Origin of the sequence: Pseudoalteromonas sp. Ld20, from assembly GCF_045064175.1 — a bacterium.
In the GTDB taxonomy this organism is placed as follows: Bacteria; Pseudomonadota; Gammaproteobacteria; order Enterobacterales; family Alteromonadaceae; genus Pseudoalteromonas; species Pseudoalteromonas neustonica.
Genome location: NZ_JBISHB010000030.1, coordinates 258,300 through 283,852, shown reverse-complemented (window position 1 = coordinate 283,852; position 25,553 = coordinate 258,300). Strand labels below are relative to the sequence as shown.

Sequence of the window (25,553 nt, the reverse complement as noted above, 5' to 3'; positions counted from 1 at the left end):
GATGTAGCGCGCTGCGCTTATGTGCGATCGGTGGTGAAAATAATCATTGTCGCCATGAATGACGGCCTACATGGGTTTTCTAGATGTAGCGCGCTGCGCTTCTGTGCAATCGGTGGTAAAAATAGTCATTGTCGTCATAAATGACGACCTACATTGGCGCGGTGTTTGAATGTGCGTAGACTCGGGATTTTTCATTTAATTTTCAGGACTGTTTTAGGTTGATTTATTAAATCATTTTTTAGGTAATATAATGCAAAATTTTTTTCTCGATATAATTACAGTGATGCAAGACCAGCTGTGGTTTTATTTACTTACAGTAGGCCTTGTTAGCCTTTGTATTGGCAGTTTTTTAAACGTCGTTATTTATCGCTTACCCGTTATGATGCAACGAGAGTGGCAAACTGAGTGTCGCTTGCTGCTCGATGATGAACTCACTCACGCTAAAAACAAACGCACTGATGACGTAATTACTGAGCCTTTTAATTTAGTAAAACCAAACTCGACTTGTCCAAAATGTAAAACTGCAATTAAAGCATGGCAAAATATTCCTGTAATTAGCTGGCTATTTTTAAAAGGCCGTTGCGGTAGTTGCAGTAACCCTATTTCGATACGTTACCCTATCATTGAAATGCTCACAGCCGTGATGAGTTTAATCGTCGCTTACACCTTTGGTGTTACTGAACAAGCTGCGCTATATATTTTTATCACTTGGGTATTAGTGGCACTCACCTTTATTGATATTGATCATATGCTCCTGCCAGATCAACTAACCCTGCCTTTGGTGTGGTTGGCACTTATTGCAGCTGTAATGGGAATTACTATTTCTCCTGCCGATGCAATTATCGGGGCGGCCTGTGGCTATTTAAGCTTATGGAGCGTTTTTTGGCTATTTAAGCTGATCACAGGTAAAGAAGGAATGGGTTATGGTGATTTTAAATTACTAGCCGTATTTGGCGCACTTTTAGGATGGCAAGCACTGCTCACTATCATTTTGCTTTCAAGTGTTGTGGGGGCTGTGATTGGTATTACACTTTTAAGTATACAAGGTAAAGATAAAGCCACTCCTATTCCATTTGGCCCCTATTTAGCCATTGCCGGCTGGGTTGCATTATTGTGGGGTACGCAAATTCAACAGATGTACTATAACTGGCTTGGCTACTAGTTATGGCACGCTCTAAAAACAATTGGATTCTAGGTTTAACGGGGGGCATAGGCTGTGGAAAAAGTGCTGTCAGTGAGCTATTTGAACAGCATGGCATCACAGTAGTTGATGCTGATATCATTGCTCGTCAAGTAGTCGCCCTTGATAGCATTGGCTTACATGAAATAGGTAAGCATTTTGGCGCTGATATTCTCAATCATGATGGTACGTTAAACCGTACAAAGCTTAGAGAAATTATTTTCGCTGATAGTGAACAGAAATATTGGCTTAATGCCCTTTTACACCCGTTAATTCGTGAAAAAACCATCTCGGATCTAAATGCTGCATCTAGCCCTTATGTAATACTAACTGCGCCTTTATTATTTGAAAACCAGCTAGATAAATACTGTAATCGTACTTTGGTGATTGATGTGCCAATCGAAGTACAAGTTGCACGAACAATAGCAAGAGACAATATAAGCCTAGCACAAGCCAACAGTATAATTGCAGCGCAAATGAGCCGAGAAGATAAACAGGCTAAAGCAACTGATATCCTAGATAATAATCGCGCATTAAGCTTAGTAGCCCAAGACGTAACGCTATTACATCAACGTTACATGGCATTGGCCAATGAATCTAAAATTTAAGCTACATATTCCTAATAAATTATAAATTTTTAATATTTTAGTTGGCAAATCATACTAAATTAGAAAGACTAATGTTATACCAATTGCATTAAATTAGTGATCTATTATTGCGACAAGAAAATGGCTCAATAACAAGGCAAAAATTATGATATATAGTTGTTCTATATAAGTAATTTTCAACGCAGTTAGTGAGTTATTTAATTCGCTAGAATGATCACGTTTTTAATAAAATTGGTATTATACCCTGCTCTTTTCTGATAAATTGCTGACTATGAGAGGTGTTTACAAAGGTGCGCAATGAATATTAACTCACCATTACTTAGAAAGTTTATCACGCTTGGCCGAATTGACGCCGAAACTGTTAAGTTAAAACAGCGTGAATTTAGCTCAACTGCAGAACTAATAGCGAAATGCGGTGGCATTGACGGCCATGAACTTGCAGAACAATGCATTGATCTATTCCGCGTTCCTTATTTTGATATTAAAGACTTTAATGTAGAGCTAATACCTAAAGAGCTGGTTAAAGATAAACTCATTCGTGAGCATCATATTCTACCTCTAGTTAAAAAAGGCCGTAAACTTTATATTGCAGCCTCTGATCCTACTGATTATGGTGCCTTTGAAAACTTTGAGTTTAGTACGGGGTTATCTTGTGAAGTACTCGTTGTTGATTACCGCCAACTAGAAGCTAAAATAGAACAACTTCTTGATGCAGCAGGCAGTTTACACCTTAGCGATGAAGAATTTAAAGAGTTTAGTGACTTAGATACTGACTCACCAAAAGAGCCTCAAAATCAAGGTGATGATGAAAAAGACGACGCACCCATTATCGTCTATATCAATAAAATATTGATGGATGCCATTAAAAAAGGCGCCTCCGATTTACACTTTGAACCCTACGAACATAAGTACCGTGTGCGTTTTCGTATTGATGGTATTTTGCATGAAATGGCCAGTCCGCCGAATAGTCTAGCAACGCGTTTATCAGCACGTATAAAAGTAATGGCACGATTAGATATTGCCGAGAAACGTAAACCGCAAGATGGTCGTATTAAATTAAAAATCACTGAGCGTAAGAGTATCGATTTCCGGGTAAGTACCCTACCCACCCTTTGGGGTGAAAAAATCGTAATGCGTATCCTTGATTCGTCCAGCGCTATGCTTGGTATTGATGTGCTCGGTTACGAAGTAGAGCAGAAAAAACTTTACATGGATGCACTGCAGCAACCTCAAGGTATGATTTTAGTTACAGGTCCTACGGGTTCTGGTAAAACGGTGTCTTTATATACGGGTTTAAATATTTTAAATCAACCTGAGCGTAATATCAGCACCGCCGAAGATCCTGTCGAAATCAACCTCGAAGGTATTAACCAAGTACAGATCAACCCGAGAGCTGATATGACCTTTGCCAATGCCCTTAAAGCATTCTTGCGTCAAGATCCTGATGTCGTCATGGTGGGTGAGATCCGTGACCTTGAAACCGCTGAAATATCAATAAAAGCGGCACAAACAGGTCACTTGGTAATGTCCACGTTGCATACTAACTCAGCGCCTGAAACACTAACTCGTTTGTTAAATATGGGCGTACCAGCGTATAACGTTGCAAGTTCAATTAGCTTGATCATTGCGCAGCGTTTAGCACGTCGCTTATGTCCAAAATGTAAAACACCTGAAACATTGCCAAGTGAAGAATTACAGCGCCAAGGTTTTAGCCCTGAACAAATAAGCGAGCTTACCCTATTTGCACCTAAAGGATGTGATAGTTGTACTGATGGCTATAAAGGCCGTGTCGGTATTTATGAGGTTATGCAAATTACCCCTGAGATCGCACAAATTATTATGCGCGGTGGTAACTCTTTAGAAATTGCTGAAGTATCATTACGATCAGGGTTTAATAACCTGCGTTTGTCGGGCCTAAGAAAAGCTGCAGCAGGCATGACATCATTAGCTGAAATAAACCGTGTAACGAGTTTTTAAAAGCCTAAAACCTAGGCTTTTAAAATCATAAACAATATGTATGAGAATATGCTATGCCAACCGTTGTAAACTGCCCAACTTGTAAAGCACAAGTTGAATGGTCAGATGAAAGCCCTTACCGCCCATTTTGTTCAAAGCGCTGTCAATTAATTGATTTAGGTGAGTGGTCGCTTGAAAACAATAAAATATCAGCCCCCATTACCAGCGCCAATGACCTTAGCCAAGATATGATTGAGGACATAGAGGAAATGCTAGCTAAAAATGATGACGATTTTTTTAAATAGCCGTTATTAATTACAGGGCTGTATATTAACGCGGGGTAAACCCGCTGCTACACAAAAAAGCGTGGATTATTAAACCCACGCTTTTACTTTTAATACCGCTAATTATTAACCTTCTTTTTTCTCACCACGGTCGCCTTTTTTACCGCCTTTACCTTTTTTACCCATGCGTTTTTTCATTGCAGAGTACTTTTCACGTTGCTCGGCATTTAATACTTGCCATACTTGGTGCTGAGTTCTTAAGTTAATTAAAGCAAACTGTTCGCCCTTAGTTTGACGTTCAGTAAGTAATTCTTTGGCTGCTGCTTCATCAAACGTTGGCATTTCAAGTAATGTTTTCATTTTTTCTTTGTGAGCCATACGCGCTTTTTTCATCGCTTCTTTGTCATCACCGCGTAACACTTTAAACTGCGCTTTTTGCGCATCAAAAATAGTTTGTAGCTGAGTTTGCTGTGCTTGCGTTAAGCTAAGTTTATCAGCGCCACGTTCAGACAATAAAAAACGTGCTTGATGCTTTTGCTGCGAGTGACCTTGTTTATGGTGTCCACCCTCTTTAGCCATTACGGCTGTAGTGCCTAGAGAGGCGGTTGCCAAACCACAAATTAATACTAGTTTAGAAATTTTAGCTGACATAGTCATAATAATTACCTTTGGGTTGGTTGCGAACTTATTGTGTGTTTCGTTGATGGATTAACTATAACAACTGCAATGCAAAGCAACGCAAAGCAATGTAAAGGTTGTGTAAAGGTTCACTTTTAAGCACTTTAAAGCGTAAAATGAAGTTATTCCCGCACGGTAAAGGCAAGCAAATGAAACTGCTAATGATTGATGATGACACTGGCTTATGCGAACTACTTAGTGAATATTTAACAGCACAAGGCTATCAAGTCGAATGTGTTCACGATGGTGAGCAAGGTTTAAAACAAGCACTCAGCCAAGAATACGCTTTGATTTTGCTGGATGTAATGCTGCCTAAACTAGATGGCTTTGAAGTTTTAAAACAGTTACGCCAAACAAAATTAACGCCTGTTATTATGCTAACAGCCAAAGGCGAGGACTTTGATCGTATTTTTGGCCTTGAGCTTGGCGCAGACGACTACATTCCAAAACCATTTAATCATCGTGAGTTACTAGCTCGCGTAAAAGCAATAACACGCCGTATAGAACACATAACCAGCTTAGGTAACAGCACGGCAAACAAGTTATCAGTGAACAACATAGTTATTAATCTCGCTGCTCGTGAAGCTTATGTAGATGAGCACCCATTAAGCCTAACAGGCACTGAATATGAAGTACTTGCGTTATTAGTTAAAAGCGCAGGCGAAGTTGTTAGTAAAGAGCAAATAAGTGAACAAGTACTTGGCCGACGCCTCGCTTCATTTGACCGCTCTATTGATATGCATGTAAGCAATATCCGTAAAAAAATAGCTGAGTTCAATATTACTGAACGGATAAAAACGATGCGGGGAACGGGTTATGTCTTTATCCAAGGCGAGTAATAAAGCGAATTTAAAGTGGTTAATTCATCCTAAAAAGTTTTTATTTTTTAAAATTTTTGTGTGGTTTTGGTTAACTGTTATAGGCACAATTGCCTCATTAGTGTTTTTAAGCAACATTGCAACCAATCAAGTTAGTAACGAAAAACTACGCGGGCCGATGCAAAAAAACCTTGAGTACACAGCTAAAAGCATTGAGCGCAGCGTCACTAGGCACAAAAAATCAGTTCGTGACATACTCTCTCACCCGCGTTTAGCTAAGCGTAAGTTATTATATTTAAACTCAGATCAACCTGAGCTATCGCTCAGTAGCCAAGTACCACCAAATGAAGTTGACTTAAGCCTTCTTAACTTTACCAAGAGCATGGAACCCCAAGTTATTTTCACTGAGCACTATCAAGCCTTTGGCCCTATTAAAGTCAATGTGCCTGAAGGGTTATTTTACTTATACGAAATTAATGTAAATCACCAAACTCCATTCTTTATACGCTTAAAGTTAATGCCAATTTGGTTAAAAATATTGATCGCACTCCTCGCTTCGCTTGCGCTTAGTTTTGTGTTCAGCCGTAGTTTAATTGCACCTATAAATAGCTTAAAACAAGCGGCTATCGCGCTTGCTAATGGTGACTTGTCTGCAAGAGCAAAAATCGATCCTCAAAGAGAAGATGAACTTGGCGTACTTGGCCGCGACTTTAATAGCATGGCAATTCAATTAGAGCGATTACTTTCAGCACAAAAACGTTTACTTGCTGATATATCCCATGAATTACGCTCACCACTAACTCGGCTAAAGATGGCAACTGGCCTTGCTCAAATGCAAACTCCAGAAGAAAACCAAACCTACTTACTACGTATAGAAAAAGAAGCTAATCAACTAGACAAAATGATTGCTGATGTATTACAAGTATCGCGCTTAGAGGCAAAAAGCCAAGCGCTATCATTGCATAAACAGTCCATCGAAGTCATTGTTGAACATGTACTCAATGACGCTCAATTTGAAGCAAACCAAAGCGCTAAACAGCTCATCGTAAATGGGCAACTAAACGCCGAACTTAACTGTGATGAAGCGCTTATAGCCAGTGCGCTAGAGAATGTACTGCGTAACGCAATTAAATATGCTGAGCATACTATTCACTTAACTCTACAGCAAAGCGATGCTATTTATATTGAAATCAGTGATGATGGCCCCGGCGTAGCACCTGAAAACTTAACAAAGCTATGCGAGCCATTTTTTCGCCAATCAGATGCACGTGATAGGACTTCCGGTGGGACGGGCTTAGGTTTAGCTATCGCAAAAAATGCAATCATCGCTCATAATGGCAGCTTAACATTACATAATCACCAGCAAGGCGGTTTATGCGTGCAAATTGTATTACCTTTGGATAAACATTAAGAGCCCTATGTTTTATAGCACAGAGTCAGAACTATTAGCACAACAGTGCACTATCAAACGCTTTTTTGCACAGCAGTTCACTACACAGTATTTAAGCACACCACATGGTAATTTATACTATGGTTTTGCCATACCCAAACACGCTAAAACAGCCATTGTTATTAGCACAGGAAGAATTGAAGGACTTGATAAATACCAAGAGTTAATATGGGAGCTTTATAATAATGGGTATGCCGTTTTTATTATTGATCATCAAGGCCAAGGGCGCTCATATCGCACATTAGCAAACCCACATAAAGGATACGTTAATAAATTTAATGACTATGCGGATGATTTAGCCTTATTTGATAAAACTGTCATCGCACAACATTGGCAAGGTAAAAAAATATTATTGGGTCACTCTATGGGTGGCGCAATAGCTTATAATTTTTTAGCTCGGCATAAACATAACTATCAAGGTGTATTTTTGTCGGCCCCAATGTTTGATATTTACACTAAAGGTACACCTAGACCAATTGCAAAATTAGCCGCATCTATTGCCTGCTTATTAGGGTGTCAACAATATTACGCACTTGGCCAAAAAGATTATCACCCTGATGAGTTTTCAGTTAACACACTCACTAGCAGCCCATTACGTTATCAATTTTTTAGACAAACTTATGAAAGTGAAAAAAGCTTACAGCTTGGTGGCGTTACTTATGGGTGGCTCAATGCTGTTTTTAAATTTATTGACCAATTAGCACAGCAAAATGTCACTATTCCACTGTTTGTTGCCAGTGCTCAGTGCGATGTTATCGTCGACAACCAAGCACAACAACAATTAGTAAAACGCCTACCAAACGCAAAAATACACACTTTTCCAAGCGCAAAACACGAATTACTATTTGAACAAGATCACATTCGCCAAGCCGTACTCACCCGCTTTTATCAATTTTGTAACTCATTAACTTGAGCTGCCTTATAGCACACAGAAATAGGGTCTTGGTGAATCAAAATATCCATTTCACAATTAAACTCTTGTTGAATCATCGCGACAACTTCATCTGCAACATGGTGCGCACGAATAAGCGGTAATGTATCTTCAAGCTCTAAATGCATTTGAATAAATTTAATTTTACCACCTTGGCGAGTGCGTACATCATGTACTCCAAAAACATCTTCGTGGCTATTTGCAATTAAAACGATCTCGGCTTTTTCTTCATCAGGAAGCTCTTTATCCATTAAATGATCGGCACTTTGCCTTGCAATATCCCAACTGTTATAAAGTAAGTAACCCGCAACCCCTATCGCAAAAATCGGATCAGCATATAGCATACCGTTTTGCGCAAGTAATATTGCCACCAGCACAGCAGCATTTAAAATCAAATCACCCTTGTAATGAACTGAATCAGCTTTAATAGCAATAGACTCGGTATGCTTAATAACTTTAGTTTGCACATAAACCACGACCAAAGTGCATGCAATAGCGAATATGCTTACCCAAACCCCCAGCATAGAGTGGTTGAGCTCCACAGGGTTAAACAGTCTTTCAATGCCATGAAATGCCAGCAAACACCCTGAGCCCGCAATAAATGCAGCTTGCCCTAGTCCCGCCAACGCTTCAGCCTTACCATGACCAAAACGATGGTCATCGTCAGCGGGGCGTAGCGCATAACCAAGCACTAAAAAGCTCATAGCAGAGGCGGTTATATCCATTAATGAATCAGTTAATGATCCAAGCATTGAAGCAGAGCCAGATGCCAACCAGGCCCAGCATTTAGCTGCAATCATTAAGCTCACCATTACCATGGTTACTATACTTGCGGTTTTAACCCAAAACTCATAACTACGCTGATGCACGTCTTACCTTCGTATTAAACGACTTAGTTATAATCAGTATATCATTTTTTTTATTTAGTTCGTGTATACTCAGCGCCGATCAATACTGTTTTTAATAAGGCACACACATGCTCGATATCGTTTTATACCAACCAGAAATCCCACCTAACACAGGAAATATTATTCGCCTTTGTGCAAACACTGGCTTTGCACTGCATTTAATTGAACCACTTGGATTTGAATGGGATGATAAACGCGTAAAACGAGCGGGCCTTGATTATCATGAATTTAGCCACGTACAACGCCACGCATCATTTGAAGCATACTTAGAAAAGTGTAAACCTAAAAAAGTATATGCGTGTACAACCAAAGGCAGTCAATTTCACCACCAAGCTAGTTACGAAGCAGGTGATTGTTTAGTGTTTGGCCCTGAAACACGCGGCCTACCAGACGAACTAATTCAATCATTACCAAATGAACAACGTGTACGCATTCCAATGCAAGCGAACAGTCGCAGCATGAACTTATCTAATGCCGTAGCTGTTTTCGTATATGAATCATGGCGTCAATTAGGATTTCCTAACGCGCAATAAATTTATATTTAGCGCCATAAATTACTGGCGCGCTCCCTCCGCCACAATTTAAGCTACCCATCAAAAATATTTCACGCCCACAAACTCGCAATAAAACTTTTCCTAAACTAATATTTATTAGTTATTCAAATTAAGAGTTGGTGGGATGCAATTGCACTATTTATTAAAGGTATGCTGCTTTATAAGCTTATTTATTTCCCCGCCTGCTATTTCTTATGTTACCGATTTGGATTCTAATCAACTTGCCATACCAACTATTAATGATTTTACTCATGACATAAACAATACAATGTGGCTTGCCACAGAAAATGGTGTATTCAATTATGACGGTCATTCACTTTTCAGTAATCAAACAGCGCCTTTTTCTAACCTGCCATCGCAGTCTATTTTGCAAATATCAGCTTATAAATCGTGGTTATTAATTAATACCACACAGGGCTTAAGTTTAATCAACTTGATAAACAATCAATTGGTTCAACTCACTAATACGCCTATTACACATCCAATATTAAATTCAGAACAGGGTTTTTTATTCCTGTTAAAAGGCCAGCTTTACACAATCAAAGAAGAAAAATTACATCAATTACTCTCACTACAAAACCCTATTTCGAACATTGCGTTAGGGTATAAAAATCACATATGGATCCACAGTCAAAATAACCGTATTAGTCACTTTGATTTAGCAACAAATCGAACCACTACTGAATTCACTGCACCACAGAAAATAAACCAGCTAGCACCGAGTACAGCGTCACCAAAACTAATTTATAAAACAGAGCAAGGAAATCTATATTTAATCGATAACAACGGCTCCACACAAAAACTGCCAAATGTTCACAAAAACCCTCAGCAACTGCAATTATTAAATGGGCAACTTTATTACCTGCACAAGCAGCAAGCTTTTGTCTTTAACTTAAAAACAAACAAAGCTAAACCTCTGTTTTACAATTCATCCAATCGATTCATAGCAACAAAACAAAGCAATGATCAGTTATGGTTGCAATTACTTAATAAAAATTGGCTAACCCCACCTCAGTTACGCCTAGTTAGTACACCTATAACCAATAGCCCAGTCCCACGTATTCAGCAATACTATAAAACATTTACACAAATACACTCTTTTTCACTCAATAAAACAATAACTAAAATACATTATTTACGTGACGAAAAGTGGGCAATAGCAACAAACCAAGAGCTCTATCTATACGATGCTTCATTACAAACATTTGATTTAATTTTAAATAATGAAGTGTCGGCCTTAAACTTTACCTTACCAGCGAGTTTACTGGTGGCAACAAAAGGCCAACTACTTGAGTATAACCTTGCACAAAAGCGTACCATTGAACGCTACCCAGTTAACGAAATCATTGCCTTAACTTCACTTTCGAAAACTCATCACATAGCAGCCACTAATCAACACTTATTTTATGTAGCAAATGGGCAAATAACCCCATTAACCTTATTAACTAAGCCAGAAGGTCAAATTAATAACCTGCACTACCAAGCAAGTTCTTCAACATTTTTACTGGCTACAACACACGGTTTATGGAAAGGAGAATTACAGCTACAAAATGAAAACATACTTAAAGATATTACTCTTAACTTAAATAAGATAAGCGCAATTCCAACATTCGCAACTTATGAAGCCCCTAAAAATGCTTTATGGATAAGCGACACTCAAGGCATAAAGCTCTATCACCCTGTAGATAACCAAGAGAATGAAATTGCCAATAACAACATCAGCGCCAACATAGTTGGCATTGCGAGTAATGATCACATTGCCAACTCACCCTTAACTATCAGTTACCGAGACAAAATAATTTTATACAGCAACACAAACAGTGTTTTACTTGAAGCGCAATCAAATAAAACGCCGCCACTGACTGATTCATTATCTATCAGTAAACTTACATTGCACTACCAACACACTAACCAAAGCTTTTATCATTTAGCGACAAATGCTGTACAGGCGGATCAACCACTCAAAGGGGCTACAATTTGGTTTGGTAACTTAAACAATATGCCCGCAAAGCTCAGTTATAGATTAACCTCTTATGGTGAATGGCAAACGCTGCCTATTTCACAAAATATGCTGAGCCTATCCAACCTATTACACGATACCTATTTAGAAGTAAAAAACCTCAATCAAGAAAATAGTCCCCCGCTCGTTTTACACATTAAGCAAACAGCCTTTTTAATACCTAACTGGTTCACTTATGCAGCTATTATATTTGGTATCAGCTTAATCTTAATATTGTTTTTTATTATTCTTAAGCAAAAAAATAGCGCTAAGCATAACCTTTCAAATGCACTGATGGCGCAATCAAAAGATGCCATTTGGATTGCCGATGAACATTTGCAAATCACTCAAATTAATCCGGCGTTTACTCATATTTGTGGCTATAAACCTGAAGATGTAATAGGCAAAAAACCTAAATTACTCACCATAAATGGCCGCGATCATAAGTTAGAAAACCTTATTAATAATGAGCTAGAAGCTGATGGCTATTGGTCTGGTGAAATTTGGAATTTACGAAAAGATGGTCAACCGTATGCGCTCGATCTCTCTATTACCAAAGTGCAAACTCCAAACTTGCGAACTAGCCATGCACATTACATTGGTCTATTTTCCGATGTTACGGCGCGTAAGAACAATGAACGAGCAATGTTACGCTTAACCATTAGAGACACTGTAACAGGCCTTTCAAATAGAGTTATTTTTATTGAATCCGTTAACAAAGCAATCGCCAGTTGCAATAATAATTTTCCAAATTTATTGATCATCTTTATCGATTTAGACAATTTTAAAAAAATTAACGACTCATTAGGTCACTCTCTTGGCGATGAGTTATTAAAAGAAGTCGCAGGTCGATTAACCCAAATGCTTGATTCCGGTTTTACATTAGCGCGATTAGGTGGTGATGAATTTGCCGTACTGGTACCCCCTTACTTATATTCAGGCATGACCATTTTCTTTGCAAAAAAATTGGCCGACAATATCCTCAAACAATTTCAAGCACCTTTTTTACTCAATGGTATAGAAAGCTCAATATCAGCCTGCTGCGGCATTGCCACTTACCCTGACAATGGCTACACCAGTGATGCATTAATGCGCAGTGCCAATAGCGCGCTTAACCACGCAAAAAAAATGGGACACAATAATTACCAATTTTTTGATAAATCAAAACACACCATCGACCCAAATACACTCAGTAAAGAAAGTGCGCTATTTAGAGCAATTGAAAATGATGATTTTCAATTATTTTACCAACCTAAATATGATGTAAATAAAGATCAAATTCACGGTTTTGAAGCGCTTGTTCGCTGGCCCCAAGAAGGGAGTAATATTATTAGTCCTGCAGAGTTTATTCCTATTGCAGAACAAAATGGTGCCATCATTCCACTTACTTTATTACTAATGAAACAGTTGTTTAAACAACTCGAGATTTGGCGTAGTCAAGACGTTAACTTTGGAAAGGTTGCCATTAATATTTCAGCCCTGCATTTTCAACAATCCAGCTTAGTTGAAACCCTCACCGAATGCCTAACCAATTATGATGTACCTGCACGATGTGTAGAGCTTGAAATAACCGAAAGTGCGATGATGGATAATCCTGAATTCGCACAACAACAAATGAACCGCTTGAAAGCACTGGGCTTTACAATTGCATTAGACGACTTTGGTACAGGGCACTCATCCCTTGGGTACTTAAAACGCTTTCCGATTGATACACTAAAAATAGATCGCTCATTTATTAAAGACATCGTCGACAATGAACAAGATCGTAATATCACGGCCACAATTATTCGTCTGGCTAAATACTTAAATATTGATGTTATCGCTGAGGGCGTTGAAACAAAAGCACAAGCCTATATGCTGCATGTAATGGGATGTAGTTATATGCAAGGCTACTATTACAGTCGGCCATTACATGTAGATAAGGTAGCGGAGTTCGTAAACAAAAGTAACGCCCCAAAAGACACAGACTTTACTGATGAGTTATAAACGAAGATAAAAAACGCGATAATATCGCGCTTTTTATCTTATTTATCAGTCATTACTCAGATTTTTGCTCTCGACCCAATAAGGCCATTGCAGCTTCTTTCACGTCTTTATTTTGATAAAGAACCTGATAAATTTGCTCAGTGATAGGCATTTCAATACCTGTTCGCTGGGCGAGTAAATAAACCTCTTTGGTGTTGCGATAGCCTTCAACAACTTGGCCAATTGATTCCATGGCCGAGTCGACCGTTTCACCTTTTCCAAGCGCAATACCAAATCGACGATTACGAGACTGGTTATCTGTACAAGTTAGTATAAGGTCACCAAGACCAGCCATTCCCATAAAGGTCTCGGGCTTTGCACCCAGCGCGCAGCCTAAGCGACATAGCTCGGCTAAACCGCGAGTGATCAAAGCAGTACGTGCATTTGCACCAAAGCCAAAACCATCCGACATACCGGCACCAATTGCAATCACGTTTTTAACCGCGCCACCGAGCTGAATTCCAATAAAGTCATCATTGTTATACACCCTAAACGAGCGGCCACAATGCAATAAATCAGCGAGTTGTTTAGCAAAGCTTGGAGACGTTGATGAAACAGATACAGCAGTAACCAAACCCATTGCCATTTCTTTTGCAAAGGTAGGACCCGATATAACCGCTAACGGTATTTCATCACCTAACTCTTGCTGAGCAACTTCTTGTAATAATCGCCCAGTATCAGGCTCAAGCCCTTTGGTCGCCCACGCAACTTCAGCACCATCAAGCAACGAAGGTTTTATTTGCTGCAGCGTATCGCCAAATGCATGGCTCGGCACAACAACTAGTACAATTTTGCTAGCAGTAACGGCTGTGTGTAAATCGGCTTCGAGTAATAGGGTGTCCGGAAATGCGACATCAGGAAGGTAACGTTGATTTTTCCGCTCAGCTGCAAGCGTGGCAACGTCGTCGCTATTGCGTCCCCAAAGAGTCACTTGGTGACCATTTCGGGCTAAGCAAATAGCAAGGGCGGTGCCATAAGACCCCGCCCCTAATACAGTAACAGCTGAATTGGCTGTACTCATAAATTATGCGTCTGCAGTTGCCTGATCAGCTTGTGCTGCACGTTGCTGCATGTATTGCGCGAACAACGCGTCAAAGTTTACAGGTGCAAGATTAAGCTGTGGGAACGTACCACGGTTTACTAGGTTAGATACCGCTTCACGTGCATATGGGAACAACACGTTAGGGCAAAATGCACCAAGCATGTGCGCAAGTTGCACTTCTTCAACTTCAGCAATGGTAAAAATACCCGCTTGTTGAATTTCACATAAAAACGCAGTTTCTTCACCGATAGAAGCCGTTACAGTTAGCGCTAATACAACTTCAAAAACACCTTCGTCTAATTTGTTTGAACGTGTATCAAGATCAAGTTTAACTTCCGGTGTCCACTCTTTTTGAAAGATAGCAGGCGAATTTGGCGTTTCAAAAGACACATCTTTTGTGTAAATACGTTGAATAGTAAATTGTGCGCCAGTTTCTTCTTGTGCTGCTACGTTTTGGTTTTCTTCGTTCATGATAAATCCTAACTTTTAATCGTTTTTATAATAAGTGCTTAAGCGTTTAACTTAGCGTCAAGTTTGCCTTGGGCTTCTATAGCCATCATGTCGTCACAACCGCCGATATGCTCATCATTAATAAAAATTTGCGGTACTGTGCTTCCGCCACCAGCTTTGGCAATCATTTCATCGCGTAATTGCGGTTGTACACCAATATCTATATTTGTAAATTGCACACCTTTGCTTGTTAGCAATGCCAATGCACGCTGGCAAAAAGGACAATACGCTTTGGTGTAAAGAACAACATTACTCATAACAATTCCTCTATCGGCCTAACTAAATAAATTAGCGACCCGTTGTCGTTGGAAGGCCCGCATTTTGCCACGCACCCATACCACCAGATAATACATAAACCGATTCAAAACCCGCTTTATGCATAGCGGTTGCGATACCTGAGGCTGTCATGCCTGTGGTACATACCAATATAATGGGTTTACTCTTAGACTTTTCAAGGCTTGAGAAGTCAGATTGTTTCGCTTTTTCAGGGCTTAAGTGTTCAGCACCTGCAATCCGGCCATTATTAAATTCTTTTTGAGCGCGAATATCGACAACAAGACCGTCTTCACGGTTAATTAATAACGTTAATTGCTGTGGATTTATTTGGCGAATTGCTGAAAATTTACTTTTAAACCAGCCGCCCACAATCAGCGCAACCAAACCTACCCAAGCAGCACTTAATATTGGGTGATTACTAACAAACTCTATATATTGATCCATGCGTCTTCCACTATGAAAATTGTCCCGCGCCTTTAGCGCTGGGGTTAAACGTAAGGGCACTGCCCTAGCCACGCAAGTATACGTGCTTGATTAAAAATTACCAGAGAGTGAAATATTTTAATATCACCCATTGATTGCTGATCATAAATACAAAACACGGTATGCTAAGGCTAGGCAGGAGCTAATTTTCAGGAGCAAAAATGACACAACATAAAAAACCTTTGGTATTAATGATTTTAGATGGTTGGGGATACCGTGAAGATGAACAAAGTAATGCAATCTTAGCGGCAAATACGCCCGTTTTAGACGAACTTTGGGCAACTCGCCCGCACACTCTAATTTCAGGTTCTGGTTTAGATGTTGGTCTTCCTGATGGTCAAATGGGCAACTCAGAAGTTGGCCATGTAAACCTTGGCGCAGGGCGCGTGGTTTATCAAGACTTCACCCGTATTACTAAATCGATAGATGATGGTGAATTTGAACACAACCCAACGCTAGTTGAGAATATCGACAAAGCGGTAAATGCAGGTAAAGCAGTGCACTTAATGGGTTTATTAAGCCCAGGTGGTGTTCATAGTCATGAAGACCACATTGTTGCCGCAATCAAGATGGCCGCTGCACGTGGTGCTAAAGAAGTATACTTTCATGCGTTTTTAGATGGCCGAGACACCCCGCCGCGCAGCGCAAAAACATCGATTGAGCGTATAGAGGCTCTATTTAGTGAATTAAACTGTGGGCGCTTAGCATCAGTTATCGGTCGTTATTACGCGATGGACCGCGATAATCGCTGGAACCGCGTAGAGCAAGCCTACGACCTAATGGTAAGTGGTATTGCACAATACAGCTACGAAAACGCTATTGATGCATTAGCCGCAGCTTACGAACGTGATGAAAACGATGAGTTTGTTGCTGCAACGACCATTGCACCACAAAACCAAGACGCCGTACAAATTAATGATGGCGACACCGTTATATTCTTAAACTTTAGAGCCGATCGCGCCCGTGAAATGACCCGCGCATTTGTCGATAAAGATTTCGCCGGTTTTACCAAGAAAAAAGCACCACAGTTAAGTGCCTTTGTGATGTTAACCGAATACGCAGCTGACATCGACGCACCAGCAGCATTCGCGCCCGTGCCTTTAACAAATGTACTGGGTGAATGGTTTGAAAAACACGGTAAAACCCAACTGCGTATCTCTGAAACAGAAAAATACGCACACGTTACGTTTTTCTTTAGTGGCGGACGTGAAAATGAATTTGAAGGCGAAACACGCGAGCTGATCCCGTCACCGCAAGTTGCAACTTACGACCTACAACCTGAAATGAACTCAGAAATGCTCACCGATAAGCTAGTAGACGCAATTAAAAGCGGCAAATACGACGCAATTATTTGTAACTATCCAAACGGTGATATGGTCGGTCATTCAGGTGTATTTGAAGCTGCTGTTAAAGCCTGTGAAGCGGTTGATCACTGTATTGGCCGTGTTGTTGCAGCGCTCAACGAGTTTGGCGGAGAAGCACTTATTACAGCCGATCATGGTAATGCAGAGCAAATGGCTAACCTTGAAACTGGCCAAGCTCATACCGCACACACCAGCGAACCGGTGCCGTTTATTTATGTAGGTCGCGATGCCACGCCAAGTGAAGGTAAAGCATTAAGTGATGTAGCACCAACCATGTTGCACTTAATGGGCATGGAACAGCCAGTTGAAATGACTGGCACACCAATCATGACACTGAAATAAACCATGATAAAAAGTATTAGCCCGTTAACGTTTAGTGCACTCGCTTTTACTGCGTTAATATTCACTTCATTAGTGGTGGCTCCTGCCACTGCTAATGAAGATCGTACTAAAAAAGATTTATCTGAAATTCAAACGGCAATCAAACAAACCGAAGCGCAACTACAAGCGCAGCGCAGCGACATTGCAAAACTACAAAAAAACCTACAACAGCACGAACTCGATATAGCTAAAAGTGCCAAAGCACTCAACATTGCCGAACAATCCATTAGTGAAACCAAAAAACAACAAAAACAGCAACAGCAGCAAGCTAATACCTTAGAAAAAAAGCGTAAATTACAGCAACAAGCTCTCGCCGCACAAATTAAAAGCGCCTATATGTCTGGCGGTCATGACTATTCTAAAATGCTTTTAAATCAAGAAAACACCGCACAAATGGAGCGAACATTAAGTTATTACAATTACTTAAATAAAGCCCGCATTAAACAAATCGATGAGTTAAAAGAACTCCTCATTGAAATTGAAAAAGTACAAACCGAGCTTGAAAAAACCACCCAGCACTTAGTTACCTTACACAAAGAGCAAGCAAGCCGGCAACAAGCGCTTATTACCGCGCAACAACAACGTAAAAAAAATATTCGTGATTTAAAAAATAAACTTAGCTCCACTAAAAGTTCGATCAATTATTTAAAAGAAAACGAAAAAACGCTACTCAGTACCCTACAAACACTCGAACAAGAAAAAACTCAAAAAGTAGAGCTGCTTGGCTTAAGCACTAGCAAAGGTAAATTAAATTGGCCAACAAAGGGCAAGCTTAAGCATAGTTTTGGGCAAAAGAAACATGGCGGTATTGACTGGAAAGGCGTACTTATTGGCGCTAACGAAGGCAACAATGTACACAGTGTACATAACGGCCAAGTAGTATTTGCTGATTGGTTGAAAGGTTATGGCTGGGTTATTGTAATCGACCACGGCGAAGGCTTTATGAGTTTATATGGCCATACCCAAACCTTATTAAAAGACGTAGGCGATATGGTTCGCCAAGGCGATACCATTGCATTAGTAGGACAAAGCGGCGGACAAGCCAGTTCTGGTCTATACTTTGAAATACGCCACAAAGGACGCGCAGTAAATCCTGTAAAATGGTGCAGACGCATTTAATTGATTAAACAGCTGCACCCTCTCTGGAGGCAGCTGATGCTTAATACAAAAATACACTCTATCTCACAACAGTTACAACATTATGCTATTAACTGTTCAATAAGTTACTTTTTACTTATCTGTATACTGTGCATCAGCTTTAGTAGTGCTGCCGTCACCTCTGTTAATGATTTAAAAAGCCAGCAAAAAAACGAAATCCTTTTTAATATTCACGCATACTACGTTGAAGATCTCGCTTTGCAGCAAAGCTTTGAAACAACGCAACCGTTTGAAGCCCTGTTAGCCAAATTAGATCCTTACTCAAAGTACCTTGACGAAAAAGAACTCGAAGCCCTTTTTAGCAGTACCAATGGTCGTTACACAGGGCTCGGTATTGAAGTAAAAGAGCAAGAAAAGCAAATAATCATTTTAAATGCCATAAAAAACTCCCCTGCGGCCATTGCTGGCGTTCAAAAAAACGATATTGTTCTGGCTGTTAATCAGCAGTCAGTCGTGAATAAAGATATTAATCAAGTCACTAGCATGATTAGAAATAGCGACACAGCCACAGTAATATTAACCATTAAACGCAACGATGCTATACAACCCATTGACTTTGCACTCACTCGTACAGAGATCAGTTTAGAGAGCGTCACCAGCTCACTGTCTGAATTTGGCATCGGTTACTTAGCAATTAATAACTTTAGCAACAACACTTTACATGAGGTAGCACGTCAAATTACCAAACTACAAAGTAATTACGGCAACTCACTTACAGGCTTAGTACTTGATTTACGCGATAACCCAGGCGGGACATTACAAAGTGCAGTAGCCGTTTCAGATCTATTTTTGCAAAGTGGCACAATAGTCACTACGCGTGGTCGATTTTACGATGCTAACCAAAGCTTTAGCGCAAAAAAAGGTGATATCTTAAATGGCGCACCAATCGTTGTGCTGATTAATGAAAACTCCGCGTCAGCGGCAGAGATTTTGGCCGCCGCATTAAAAGATAATCATAGAGCGACCCTGATCGGGAGCCAATCATTCGGCAAAGGCTCAGTGCAGTCATTAATCCCGCTGGGTAACGGCAATACCGCCCTCAAATTAACAACGGCAAAGTACTTCACCCCTTCAGGACAATCTATTGACGGGATAGGTATCACTCCAGATTGGGCGATAAATCAAACAGCACTTTCACAAATAGATAAAGTCGTTATAATAAAAAACGAACAAGGAAACGGCAATCGCATGTGGCCTGATCTCAGCCCAGGCGATCCTTTACTATTAAAAGCGCAGCAGCTACTCACGATGAAATAAGTGTTTTAGCTCACATAAAAAGATAATAAAAATTATAAACGTGAAAAAACTGACTTGGTTATTACTGGTTATTTGTACCTTACCCTCGCTTGCCTTAGGTAAGCAAATAGCCATAGTGATTGATGATATTGGTAATCATCAGCGCGACTTAAATACCCTAAATTTACCCGGTAAAATATCGTACTCGATTTTGCCTCATACCCCTTATTCACAAATTTTTGCTCGCCTAGCAAGCAAAGCAAATAAAGAATTATTACTGCACATTCCAATGCAAGCGCTCGATACTAGTAAAGCTCTCGGCCCAGGTGCACTCACCAGCGATATGAGCAAAGAACAACTGCAATATACTTTAGGGAATGCACTTGCCAGCTTACCGCAAGTGAAAGGGGTTAATAACCATATGGGCTCCGCACTTACGCAAGAGAGCTTACCCATGAAGTGGACCATGGAAGTGCTTAAAAAACGTAACCTCTATTTTTTAGACAGCCGCACCACCGGCTTAAGCCAAGCGCAAAACGTGGCTAATTTATATGGCGTAGAAAATGTTGGCCGCCATGTATTTTTAGACAACATCCTCAACGAACAGCAGTTACAATTTCGCTTTAACGAACTTAAGTATAAGGCAGATCGTTATAACTTCGCCATTGCCATCGCCCACCCTCACCCTGAAACCATAGAATTTTTACAGCGCATGCTACCCGAGCTTGAACAACAAGGCTTTGAGCTTGTACCGCTATCACAACTAGTAGAGCGTAAGTATATACAGCTCGCACAGGCGGAGCATAAAGAGGTTAGTGCAAGATAAAGCGGTCAGCGGTCAGCGGTCAGCGGTCAAATTGCAAGTTAAAAGCCACAAGTTGCAAGAGAAAAGGAGCTAGGAAAACAGCATAGGCCGTCGTTAAATTTATCACGTAGGTTGTGGTTGAGAGCAACGAAACCCAACGATGTAAGAATAAAACCCAGTGGCGGTTTAGAGCGTTCACCGGATATTGACTCAATAAAATAGCTAATTGAGTGGTCGAACTGTAGTTCGCACACAGATTCAGGAAAATCAGCGACGCGCGCATCTTTATCTACTTTATTTTGTATTAAAACTATAAAAAATTAACAGATAGTAATATCTTAGGTAATTTGTTAAAACTATATAAAGCATACACATGAGTGTGGCCAGAGCAGAAATATCCGCGATGCGCGCACTATAGAATTGTTAGGTTAACAAGGAGAGTTCAGTGGGTAATTTACTATTTAAAGAAAAATTAGTTGTAGCTTTTTGTTGGGGGGCTAGTTTTTTGTTTCTTGTGGCTGGTTGTTATGACTTTTTCAATTCTCAAACCAACATAAGTAATCTAGCTATTTCAACAGGCGTAGCAATAACTTTATTTGCTACAGGTTTAATTCCCCAAATGTTTTTTATGCCTTTCAAATCTGCTTTAAAAGAGATTCAATCGCCTATATTAGTCAAAGCCGAAATACAGCAATATTTAACATTAAGCGGTATAGTGGTTAGTTCTATTGGCTTGGGAGTGCAACTGTTAACCTAATCGGGTTTTCAAGACGGACAAATTACAGTTGGCTTTTTATTCGTGCCTAACTTATTTTAGCCAATTGCAATTTACCGCTTAAAACGGCGTTGAGGTTGTAGAATTACTCTTTTTTAAGAAAAACAGCCAGTTTTGTGGGTCCTAAATGCATTGCCTAGTGCTTTAAAAACGCTTAGAGTTAATTATAGGAGCTCGTTTTTTAATTGAATTTGGCTGTTAGAGTTATTCTACAGCCTCGTTATAGCTCAGGTCAGCCTCGTCTTCTTAAAAATCAAAACTACGTTGATCACGTATAGTTTTGCTGCCTGTACGTTACTTGCGTATACTTTGTATATGAAAAGTATATTTGTCGAATCGACCATATTTGAAAAGTACCGCAATGAGTGTCTCAGCGATGAAGATTTTAGATTTTTCCAAGCTGAGTTAATGTCTAACCCAAAACAGGGTGATGTGATTCAAGGTACAGGTGATTTGCGAAAAATTCGAGTTACAAGTAAAGGTAAGGGTAAGCGTGGTGGCTCTCGTGTTATCTATTACTTCCTCGATGAAAAGCGTCGTTTCTACTTGCTGACAATTTATGGCAAGAATGAAATGTCCGACTTAACCGCAGACCAAAAGAAACAATTAAAGGCTTTTATGGAGGCGTGGCGTAATGAGCAATCGTGATCTATTTACAGAGTTAAGTTCATCTCTTATTGAGGCTAAAGAACATTTAAACGGCAAGTTAACCCTTAAAAATCAAAAGCTTAATGATGTAAGTGAGTTGGATATTTCACCTAATGAAATCGTGAGTATTCGTGAACAATTTAATATGTCTCGTGGTGTGTTTGCGCGTTTACTGCATACATCATCTCGTACATTAGAAAATTGGGAACAAGGGCGTAGCGCACCAAATGGACAAGCGGTAACCCTTCTAAAATTGGTTCAGCGTCATCCTGAAACCTTGTCGCACATCGCTGAGCTATAATCGGGTAGCCGGAGGTCTCTAACCTCCAGCCCCCACACTACCCATCATACGCTTTTTATTAGCAGGAAGTGCGATGGGCGACTCATCTCCCGTAATGAATATTGATCCAAATATCTCTCAATGACACTAACCCTTGTGACGCTAAGTAATCATTGCCTAATACAATGTTAATTCCTTTTGTTTTTGAGCTTCTACAAGGGCCTTCGCTTCCAAGCGCCTACTTTTGGTACTGGTGATACCACAGGCTATGGCCAGTCGTTCGTTAACACCCAATTTCATTAAACTGCGTACTTTAGTGCGTGCTATTCCTTTTATAAAGAGCGCCATTGCCGCCAGTAGCGCATTCTTATCCTATGTTGAATCTAATGTTCTAAATCCACCGTTAGTAGATAAGTATTGGTAGGTTGAAAATGAACTACATTGACAAAATGAAGGTCCAAATAGACAGCCCACAGGGGCGACGACAACTTTTTATTGAAGGAATGGTAAAAGGTTAGGCTGTATAGAGCGTGCTTTCCTTATGGTAAAAAGCGATATATTACAGTCAATAAAGGAATGAACAAATTGACCTTACGGGGTCAAACGAAAGTGAATACCCAATGGCAACTGTATTGTTTAGTTCATAATCTAGAAAAGCTGCAAAACACGATACATTAATAATGGGTAACCCCTTACCACCTCAAATAAGCCACTTAAACACCTGTCATACTTTCCAAAACACCAATTAAAGCAACAGCAAATCCTCTTTTTATATTTTTACGTGAAAGTCAGTTGTCGATTGAATCGAAATAGGAACTCGGCTATGGTTAATACATCAATAAAAATAAATTAAAAACGAGTTATTCTACAGGCTCGTTAAATTTTCCATCAAGTATATGAGTTTATTCATAAAGGATTAAAATGAGCAAAGCAGAAGTTAATACTAAAGGGATTAAGAATAGGCTTAAAAGCATCAGCAATTGCAGAGTATATTTGGAACGGTTTCGATGCTGGTGCTAATACAATAGAAATTGATTATCTTGCTACAGAGGTTGGAGATATTTATGATTTTTCAATTTCTGATAATGACAAAGGTATGCCACTCAAAGAAGTTTACAATAAATTGAAACCAGTTTTATCTTCAGAAAAACGAGATAGTGAGGTTTAGCACACTTTAGTTCATGGAAAGAATGGCTTAGGAAAACTTACATTTTATCACTTTTCTCAAACTGCTCTCTGGAGAACTTGCTACAAAAAAGACGGTAAGTTTTTCGAATATACAATTACAGCTGATGAGTCACAAACGGTCTGATCAATGTCTGTTTAAGATGGATGTTTTCTGTTCTGATAATTGTGTAAATATTCACATTGATAATAAAACTCCTAGGAGAATTACATGTTAAAAATAATATCATTCTTTTTCTTCTTGCCGGTATTTGCTACTCAAGCTGAAGAGTTAATTGCTTTCAAAAATAAGAGTAGTATATATTTTGTTTTTGATAATGGTGAATATATGCCGGAAAAATATTATCCATATGTATTTATTGTTGGTTCATGTAAACAAAAATCCAATATATGCCCAATTGTGATAGATAAGAATGGTAATGTAGTCGATACACTCCTATCTTTGGCGAATTTCGATATGTCACATAGTAAAATTGTAAAAACCCCTAGATTCAATGTATATGGTTCTAAGGTAGATTTGGATTGGATTAAGGAATGGCATAAACTTAAAAAAGGTGAATATAAAATAAAATTTAGGTATATGGATTGGAAAAAGAATAAATATTTAGATAGTAATTTTGTTAGTTTTAAAATTGATTAATAGTAAGCGCTCAATTCTCCGCGTATATTGACACGCACAAGCTGGTTAATTTCTGTTGATATTCCATGGTGCAGTGCTTCGATCTGCTCGACTGTTTCAGCATAGAGTAATCGGATCAGATCTTGTCTTCAGACATCAAAATCACTAACTCGCGCTAACGGGCACAAAGCAATCTAATTTTTACCTCTATTATTTATATATTTTATGCTTTATTAATCACTTAGTCTCTTTGTGAATAATTCACCTAATTTTTTTCACCAAGGTTATTTCTTAAAAAATGTACCAACCGAAGCGCGAGATAAACTCCCGCCTACAACATAACACGCGTCTTAGCTTCTGTTACCAAGCTCTTAGCATTAAAACAACACCAAGTCCTCTTTTTATATTTTACGTAAAATCAAAGTAACCGATTGAACCAAAATAGGAACCCAGCTATGGTTGAACCATCAATATAAAATAGCTTAAAAACGAGTTATCGTACAAGCTCGTTAGGCTTTTAGAGGGTTGCTAGTTATGGATCACACTAAGTTGTTAGCTCTGGGGTCAATCATTGCTGTATTTCACATTTTGGTCAACGCCCATATATCGAAAGAAATTCATCAATGGGTACCTTCATTGCAAAAGCGTTTAGTCTTGTTTCTTTGTGTTTGGTTTATACCTGTTATTGGAATTGCTGTTGCGTACAAAACTCTTAATTTGGATTGGTTCAAAAAGAAAAATAAAAGCACTGTTTCAGGCCAGAGTTCCGTCAGCGGAGCTTTCTTAGAAGTAGATGCTATTTTCAACCCAGGAAAAAAACACGTGGTAGAAGCGCAACAAAAAGAAGTCATCGAAAAGAAAGAAGACGGTGAAATGTTTAATAACAAACCCGATATAAGTGAATTAAAATCAACTAAGAAAACAGCCGTCCTATGACTTGTTTTATTAAGAGGAAGTGCAATGGGCAGCCCATCTTCCGTAATAAATATCTCTCAATGACGCTAAACCTTGTGAAGCTTAATAGTCATTACGCACTGTAAGCTGTAAGTTTCAATCAAGCTCGTGACGTGTTTAGTTTTGTGTGCCAACAAAGAGCTAGGGCGTGTTGACCTTTCGTGATTGGTTTTGCAGCAGACTGTGTGGTATTTAGGCAAGGCAGAGCCTATGTCGTGTGGTTGCTCCCCATAAATATTAGAGTTCCTCCACAAGCCAGTGCATAACATTGATCAAAAATTATTCATTGTGTTGCGCACCAGCTGATGTTAATCCATACTTTTTACCTGTTGTGCTGTCTACCTGTGATGAGAACATCATACCTTCAGAAAATACGACTATTCGGCCCTTCCCTAGCTCCAAAACAGCCCCTTGGCTCCACCCATCCATAGAAACTCTTGGTGTAT

27 protein-coding genes are annotated in these 25,553 nt (G+C 39.5%); 20 read left to right on the top strand and 7 right to left on the bottom strand.

Translation table 11 applies throughout. The features are described from left to right. Positions 1-250: 250 nt before the first annotated feature. From ACJJVX_RS07055 to yacG, 4 genes are all read left to right on the top strand, one after another. Entirely contained in the window at positions 251-1,162 is a 912-nt protein-coding gene (locus ACJJVX_RS07055) for a prepilin peptidase (RefSeq protein WP_405630770.1), read from the top strand. A 2-nt stretch (positions 1,163-1,164) separates the two neighbouring features. After that, positions 1,165-1,788 (top strand): dephospho-CoA kinase, encoded by a 624-nt coding sequence (coaE, locus tag ACJJVX_RS07050; RefSeq protein WP_405630767.1) that lies wholly within the window; start codon positions 1,165-1,167, stop codon positions 1,786-1,788. Positions 1,789-2,085: 297 nt separating this feature from the next. Then, a complete protein-coding gene (gene pilB, locus ACJJVX_RS07045) occupies positions 2,086-3,765 on the top strand; it encodes a type IV-A pilus assembly ATPase PilB (protein WP_054203079.1) in 1,680 nt (559 codons plus the stop codon). Between the two features lie 53 nt (positions 3,766-3,818). Further along, positions 3,819-4,049: a DNA gyrase inhibitor YacG gene (yacG, locus tag ACJJVX_RS07040; protein ID WP_054454591.1), complete on the top strand. Its 231-nt coding sequence runs from the start codon at positions 3,819-3,821 to the stop codon at positions 4,047-4,049. A gap of 105 nt (positions 4,050-4,154) precedes the next feature. On the opposite strand, the gene ACJJVX_RS07035 is transcribed toward yacG, so the two are convergent. Continuing rightward, positions 4,155-4,685, bottom strand: coding sequence for a Spy/CpxP family protein refolding chaperone (locus ACJJVX_RS07035; protein ID WP_054454593.1), 531 nt, complete (start codon positions 4,683-4,685; stop codon positions 4,155-4,157). A gap of 170 nt (positions 4,686-4,855) precedes the next feature. Between ACJJVX_RS07035 and ACJJVX_RS07030 the strand changes: the two genes are divergently transcribed. From ACJJVX_RS07030 to ACJJVX_RS07020, 3 genes are read left to right on the top strand one after another with little or no spacing between them, the layout of a single operon-like run. Further along, positions 4,856-5,545, top strand: coding sequence for a response regulator transcription factor (locus ACJJVX_RS07030; RefSeq protein WP_054203189.1), 690 nt, complete (start codon positions 4,856-4,858; stop codon positions 5,543-5,545). Further along, positions 5,523-6,935: an ATP-binding protein gene (locus ACJJVX_RS07025; protein WP_054203076.1), complete on the top strand. Its 1,413-nt coding sequence runs from the start codon at positions 5,523-5,525 to the stop codon at positions 6,933-6,935. Before ACJJVX_RS07030 ends, ACJJVX_RS07025 begins: the two co-directional genes overlap by 23 nt. A gap of 7 nt (positions 6,936-6,942) precedes the next feature. Next, positions 6,943-7,887: an alpha/beta fold hydrolase gene (locus ACJJVX_RS07020; protein WP_405630764.1), complete on the top strand. Its 945-nt coding sequence runs from the start codon at positions 6,943-6,945 to the stop codon at positions 7,885-7,887. Here ACJJVX_RS07020 and ACJJVX_RS07015 read toward each other — a convergent pair. Further along, on the bottom strand, positions 7,863-8,774 hold the full coding sequence (locus tag ACJJVX_RS07015; protein WP_082355676.1) for a cation diffusion facilitator family transporter: 912 nt from the start codon (positions 8,772-8,774) through the stop codon (positions 7,863-7,865). The genes ACJJVX_RS07020 and ACJJVX_RS07015 overlap by 25 nt on opposite strands. Positions 8,775-8,881: 107 nt before the next feature. Between ACJJVX_RS07015 and trmL the strand changes: the two genes are divergently transcribed. Beyond that, positions 8,882-9,346, top strand: a complete 465-nt coding sequence (gene trmL, locus ACJJVX_RS07010) for a tRNA (uridine(34)/cytosine(34)/5-carboxymethylaminomethyluridine(34)-2'-O)-methyltransferase TrmL (RefSeq protein ID WP_054203074.1) — start codon at positions 8,882-8,884, stop codon at positions 9,344-9,346. A gap of 145 nt (positions 9,347-9,491) precedes the next feature. Then, positions 9,492-13,352 (top strand): GGDEF domain-containing phosphodiesterase, encoded by a 3,861-nt coding sequence (locus tag ACJJVX_RS07005; protein ID WP_054203073.1) that lies wholly within the window; start codon positions 9,492-9,494, stop codon positions 13,350-13,352. A 52-nt stretch (positions 13,353-13,404) separates the two neighbouring features. On the opposite strand, the gene gpsA is transcribed toward ACJJVX_RS07005, so the two are convergent. Genes gpsA through ACJJVX_RS06985 form a run of 4 tightly spaced genes read right to left on the bottom strand, consistent with a single transcriptional unit; the run spans position 13,405 to position 15,663 of the window. Further along, positions 13,405-14,412: an NAD(P)H-dependent glycerol-3-phosphate dehydrogenase gene (gpsA, locus tag ACJJVX_RS07000; protein ID WP_064436064.1), complete on the bottom strand. Its 1,008-nt coding sequence runs from the start codon at positions 14,410-14,412 to the stop codon at positions 13,405-13,407. A 3-nt stretch (positions 14,413-14,415) separates the two neighbouring features. Continuing rightward, complete coding sequence (gene secB, locus ACJJVX_RS06995; RefSeq protein WP_054203071.1) at positions 14,416-14,904, bottom strand: protein-export chaperone SecB; 489 nt, start codon at positions 14,902-14,904, stop codon at positions 14,416-14,418. A 38-nt stretch (positions 14,905-14,942) separates the two neighbouring features. Beyond that, on the bottom strand, positions 14,943-15,200 hold the full coding sequence (gene grxC / locus ACJJVX_RS06990; protein ID WP_405630762.1) for a glutaredoxin 3: 258 nt from the start codon (positions 15,198-15,200) through the stop codon (positions 14,943-14,945). A 31-nt stretch (positions 15,201-15,231) separates the two neighbouring features. Beyond that, on the bottom strand, positions 15,232-15,663 hold the full coding sequence (locus ACJJVX_RS06985; protein ID WP_054203069.1) for a rhodanese-like domain-containing protein: 432 nt from the start codon (positions 15,661-15,663) through the stop codon (positions 15,232-15,234). A 200-nt stretch (positions 15,664-15,863) separates the two neighbouring features. Between ACJJVX_RS06985 and gpmM the strand changes: the two genes are divergently transcribed. From gpmM to ACJJVX_RS06930, 11 genes are all read left to right on the top strand, one after another. Next, a complete protein-coding gene (gene gpmM, locus ACJJVX_RS06980; RefSeq protein ID WP_405630759.1) occupies positions 15,864-17,408 on the top strand; it encodes a 2,3-bisphosphoglycerate-independent phosphoglycerate mutase in 1,545 nt (514 codons plus the stop codon). 3 nt (positions 17,409-17,411) lie between these two features. After that, a complete protein-coding gene (locus ACJJVX_RS06975; RefSeq protein ID WP_064436063.1) occupies positions 17,412-18,566 on the top strand; it encodes a murein hydrolase activator EnvC in 1,155 nt (384 codons plus the stop codon). A 36-nt stretch (positions 18,567-18,602) separates the two neighbouring features. Continuing rightward, positions 18,603-19,862, top strand: a complete 1,260-nt coding sequence (locus ACJJVX_RS06970; RefSeq protein WP_054454608.1) for a S41 family peptidase — start codon at positions 18,603-18,605, stop codon at positions 19,860-19,862. Between the two features lie 40 nt (positions 19,863-19,902). Then, complete coding sequence (locus tag ACJJVX_RS06965) at positions 19,903-20,667, top strand: divergent polysaccharide deacetylase family protein (RefSeq protein WP_099459006.1); 765 nt, start codon at positions 19,903-19,905, stop codon at positions 20,665-20,667. A 424-nt stretch (positions 20,668-21,091) separates the two neighbouring features. Continuing rightward, positions 21,092-21,403, top strand: coding sequence for a hypothetical protein (locus ACJJVX_RS06960; RefSeq protein ID WP_405630756.1), 312 nt, complete (start codon positions 21,092-21,094; stop codon positions 21,401-21,403). A 333-nt stretch (positions 21,404-21,736) separates the two neighbouring features. Beyond that, on the top strand, positions 21,737-22,069 hold the full coding sequence (locus tag ACJJVX_RS06955) for a type II toxin-antitoxin system RelE/ParE family toxin (RefSeq protein WP_405630753.1): 333 nt from the start codon (positions 21,737-21,739) through the stop codon (positions 22,067-22,069). Further along, a complete protein-coding gene (locus ACJJVX_RS06950) occupies positions 22,056-22,370 on the top strand; it encodes a helix-turn-helix domain-containing protein (RefSeq protein WP_405630752.1) in 315 nt (104 codons plus the stop codon). The genes ACJJVX_RS06955 and ACJJVX_RS06950 overlap by 14 nt, the downstream gene beginning before the upstream one ends. A gap of 555 nt (positions 22,371-22,925) precedes the next feature. Further along, positions 22,926-23,027: a transposase gene (locus ACJJVX_RS06945; protein ID WP_405630750.1), complete on the top strand. Its 102-nt coding sequence runs from the start codon at positions 22,926-22,928 to the stop codon at positions 23,025-23,027. Between the two features lie 262 nt (positions 23,028-23,289). Then, entirely contained in the window at positions 23,290-23,517 is a 228-nt protein-coding gene (locus ACJJVX_RS06940) for an ATP-binding protein (RefSeq protein ID WP_405630942.1), read from the top strand. Between the two features lie 228 nt (positions 23,518-23,745). Then, entirely contained in the window at positions 23,746-24,174 is a 429-nt protein-coding gene (locus tag ACJJVX_RS06935) for a hypothetical protein (RefSeq protein WP_405630748.1), read from the top strand. Positions 24,175-24,687: 513 nt separating this feature from the next. Further along, a complete protein-coding gene (locus ACJJVX_RS06930) occupies positions 24,688-25,089 on the top strand; it encodes a hypothetical protein (protein ID WP_064435825.1) in 402 nt (133 codons plus the stop codon). Between the two features lie 297 nt (positions 25,090-25,386). Here ACJJVX_RS06930 and ACJJVX_RS06925 read toward each other — a convergent pair whose 3' ends face one another. Then, the gene (locus tag ACJJVX_RS06925) at positions 25,387-25,536 is read right to left on the bottom strand and encodes a hypothetical protein (protein ID WP_405630746.1); all 150 of its coding nucleotides are present in this window, start codon (positions 25,534-25,536) and stop codon (positions 25,387-25,389) included. Positions 25,537-25,553: the final 17 nt, after the last annotated feature.